The sequence below is a fragment of the Vibrio sp. OPT46 genome, assembly GCF_015163535.1.
GTDB lineage: Bacteria > Pseudomonadota > Gammaproteobacteria > Enterobacterales > Vibrionaceae > Vibrio > Vibrio alginolyticus.
Genome location: NZ_JADDYG010000372.1, coordinates 74,833 through 78,426, shown reverse-complemented (window position 1 = coordinate 78,426; position 3,594 = coordinate 74,833). Strand labels below are relative to the sequence as shown.

Here is a 3,594-nt window from a genome sequence, read left to right as displayed (position 1 = left end):
TTTAGGGCAGTTCATCAATACCAAGTTACCAACCTTAAAAAAATTTAATATTCCAGAGCCAATTGTTGGTGGTCTAGTGGTCGCTTGCGTCATCACGACGATGCACTTAAACGGTGTGGATGTTTCCTTTGATTTACCACTGCAAAACGTCTTTATGCTGATGTTTTTTGCAACCGTTGGCTTAGCGGCAAATTACACCCAACTGATTAAAGGCGGTGCGAAGGTTTTCATCTTCCTAGTTGTGGCATCGATCTACATTCTTATCCAAAATGCGGTCGGCGTGTCCTTAGCAACAGCGCTGGGGTTAGATCCACTCATGGGGTTGATCGCCGGATCCATTACGCTTTCTGGCGGGCATGGAACTGGAGCTGCGTGGTCGCAAACTTTTCAAGAAATGTATGGTCTGCATAATGTTCTAGAGGTGGCAATGGCTTCTGCTACATTTGGCTTGGTGATGGGCGGGATTATTGGCAGCCCTGTTGCACAAAAACTACTAAACAAACACAACTTGGAATCGGAATACGGACGCACCAATCAAAGTCATCAGAGTTTCCCTGAACTGGTGACGTACAACGAACATGAGGAAGATCGTGTCACAGCGAAAAGAGTCGTTGAAAGCTTGTCCATCATTTTACTTTGCGTGACAGGCGCGAAGTATCTGGAGAGTTGGGTAAGCAGTTTTGACATCAAGTGGCTAATGATTCCCGATTTTGTGTATGCGCTGTTTATTGGTGTTGTTATCACTAACATCATGGAAGTGACGAAGGCGCGCAAGGTTGATTTAGAAACCGTTGATATTCTTGGCACGGTTGCACTATCTCTATTTCTTGCCATGGCCTTGATGAGTTTGAAATTGTGGAATATTTTCGATCTTGCGATCCCATTCCTTATTATTCTTGCTATTCAGTCGGCAGTGTTGGCGATGTTCACTTACTACGTAACATTCCGCATGATGGGAGGCAACTACGATGCGGCGGTGATCGCTAGCGGACACTGCGGTTTTGGGTTAGGTGCTACACCGACTGCGGTCATGAATATGGGCTCCATCGTGAGTCGATATGGTCCATCACCACAAGCATTTATGGTGGTTCCAATTGTCGGTGCATTCTTCATCGACATTGTGAATTTAGTGATTTTGCAAGGATGCATCGCTTTTATTAAATAACATTCGCTTTTTTACCGAAATAACAAAGCCAGCACCTATACGCTGGCTTTGCCATTTGTAACACGAAATCTTGTTTGCCTGACTTCAAGCCGTGAAATCAATGCGTTACTATGACGACATAGTGTTCATTTTGCAGCAGCATGAGGTACCCACATGTCTGAAAAAATATCGACGTCGGCATTAGCGAAAATGCGCAAGGTAGAAGCTAAGCTGCTGTTTGCCGATCTCAAACGTGCAGGCTACATCGTTCGCCAAGATGAAAAGTGGATTTTGACCGAAGAAGGGGCAAAGTTTGGCGGTGAGTATGTGGATCACCCTAAATTTGGCCAGTTCATCGTCTGGCCGACCAACTTACATATTGAGCTGACTCCCAGCTCAGGGAAAACATTGAGCGCGACACAACTGGGTGAAAAGCTGAAATTGAATGCGAAGCGCATGAATCAGCTTTTGAGTGAACTGGGTTGGTTGACCAAATCCGAAGAGGGATGGAGTGTCACAGAAGCTGGTGTGCGCGCTGGTGGGCAGCAAAGAACCGATAAAGAAACACAAAATACCTTTGTCGTATGGCACGATGTGGTGCTGCGTAACAAGCGTCTTAAGCAGTCTGTCATTGAGTTTTTAGGGCAAGACGCGGAGTCACATTCTACGGATAAATCGTACTCAAGCTTTCGCCAAAAATTTGAAGCCAAGCACCGAACATTAGATGGGCATTACGTGCGCTCTAAGGGGGAGTTGCTCATTGACAACTGGCTGTACTTGGCTGGTGTAGTGCACGCTTATGAGCGTCAGCTGCCGATTGACCAAGATGTCACTAGCGATTTTTACTTACCAGGCGGCAAAGTCTATTTGCAATTTTGGGGAAGTGACGATGGGGAGATGGCTCAGGCCGACCGTGAGACCATTCGTACTGTTTATGAGCAGCATCATTTCAATCTTATCGAAGTCGAACCGAGTGAACTAGACAAGTTGGATGAAGTGCTTCCTAAGCGTCTTCGTCAGTTTGGTATTAAAGCTTATTGACGACTTAAGCCCGCTGTTCAGATAAGAAAAAACCCGTGTTCAACACGGGTTTTGTATTTTTAGTGTGTTTCTAGGCTGCCATCCTATGGGTTAAAAGCCTTTGATGTTTTCTGCTTCTAGCTCAGAGAAGTACTTCACTGTCTTCACTTTCAGTTCTTGTTGAGCTGGTTCGTCGCATACGATCACCGCTTTAGGGTGAAGTTGAAGAGCAGAAACTGTCCATAGGTGGTTTACACAACCTTCCACGGCTGCTTCAAGTGCCTGAGCTTTGTTATGGCCAGTGACCAAGATCATCACTTCTTCTGAGTCTAGAAGCGTACCAACACCGATAGTCAGCGCGTATTTAGGCACTTGGTTGATATCGCCGTCAAAGAAGCGAGAGTTCGCAATGCGAGTGTCTTCAGTGAGGGTCTTGATGCGAGTACGAGAAGAAAGAGATGACGCTGGCTCGTTGAACGCGATGTGACCGTCGTTACCCACGCCGCCCATGAACAGGTTGATCTTGCCGTAAGACTTAATTTTGTCTTCGTAACGCTTACATTCTGCGTCGTGATCGTCTGTGTTACCGTTCAGTAGGTTGATATTTTCTTCTTGAATATCAATGTGATTAAAGAAGTTGTTGTACATGAACGAGCGGTAAGATTCTGGGTGATCCGCAGGGATGCCAATGTACTCATCCATGTTAAAAGTCACGACGTTTTTGAAGCTGACTTCGCCGGCTTGGTAAAGCTCGATTAGGGCTTTGTAGGTTGCTAGAGGAGTGCCACCAGTTGGTAGACCCAGAACGAATGGACGCTCAGCAGTAGGTTTAAAGTCGTTGATACGCTTAGCGATATGCGCAGCTGCCCACTTACCTACTTGTGCTGCTCGAGTTAACGGGATAAGTCTCATTTTGTGCCCCTAGTTATTGGAATTGACGATGTACTGAAACATTAATTCGCATTATAAAATAAGTAATGGCGAACTGCTATTGTTTTAGGTCAAAATTTTGCTTTTTCTTTAACCAATGTTGGTTTTGTCGACGATTTTTATATCTAAATGCTTTTATAAGACGATTTTTTACAAAGAAATTGCATTATGAAACTGACGAATCAATAGATAAAATTTATGATCTAAATTAAGTTCTGCCTTCGCACTTAACCTTGTTTTTTAACAACCTACAGAGTGCGAAATCGCACACGAACTTCAAATATTATGGGTTAGATATGGCATGGCGCTCATTCTTTAACCATAATTGAAATGTGTAAACCAGTGAGGAATTCGGTATGAAAAATGAGTTAGATCCGAGCAAAGTACTACAGGCTTACGAATGTGTGATGAACAACGGTACGCCAACCGAATTTGGTAAAATGTATGAAGGTGTAGAAGCGTTTTCTGACTACGATGGGTACAACGTTTTCTTGAGAGGG

At 44.4% G+C, this 3,594-nt stretch carries 4 protein-coding genes; 3 read left to right on the top strand and 1 reads right to left on the bottom strand.

What is annotated here, in order from left to right; translation table 11 throughout:
- Both gltS and IQR33_RS17475 read left to right on the top strand, forming a co-directional pair.
- The coding region (gene gltS / locus IQR33_RS17480) for a sodium/glutamate symporter (protein ID WP_193843888.1) at nt 1-1,165 on the top strand (1,165 nt) is incomplete at its 5' end.
- Nucleotides 1,166-1,318: 153 nt separating this feature from the next.
- Nucleotides 1,319-2,185 carry a hypothetical protein gene (locus tag IQR33_RS17475; protein ID WP_005374442.1) on the top strand — a complete coding sequence of 289 codons (867 nt, stop codon included), beginning with the start codon at nt 1,319-1,321 and terminating at the stop codon, nt 2,183-2,185.
- Nucleotides 2,186-2,275: 90 nt separating this feature from the next.
- On the opposite strand, the gene nagB is transcribed toward IQR33_RS17475, so the two are convergent.
- Entirely contained in the window at nt 2,276-3,076 is an 801-nt protein-coding gene (nagB, locus tag IQR33_RS17470) for a glucosamine-6-phosphate deaminase (RefSeq protein WP_005374441.1), read from the bottom strand.
- 374 nt (nt 3,077-3,450) lie between these two features.
- Between nagB and IQR33_RS17465 the strand changes: the two genes are divergently transcribed.
- Nucleotides 3,451-3,594: DUF3081 family protein (locus IQR33_RS17465; protein WP_193843887.1), on the top strand; the 144-nt coding region annotated here is incomplete at its 3' end.

Coding starts and splice junctions, on each gene's coding strand:
- IQR33_RS17475 (WP_005374442.1), top strand. CDS start 1,319: ATGTCTGAAAAAATATCGACGTCGGCATTAGCGAAAATGCGCAAGGTA.
- nagB (WP_005374441.1), bottom strand. CDS start 3,076: ATGAGACTTATCCCGTTAACTCGAGCAGCACAAGTAGGTAAGTGGGCA.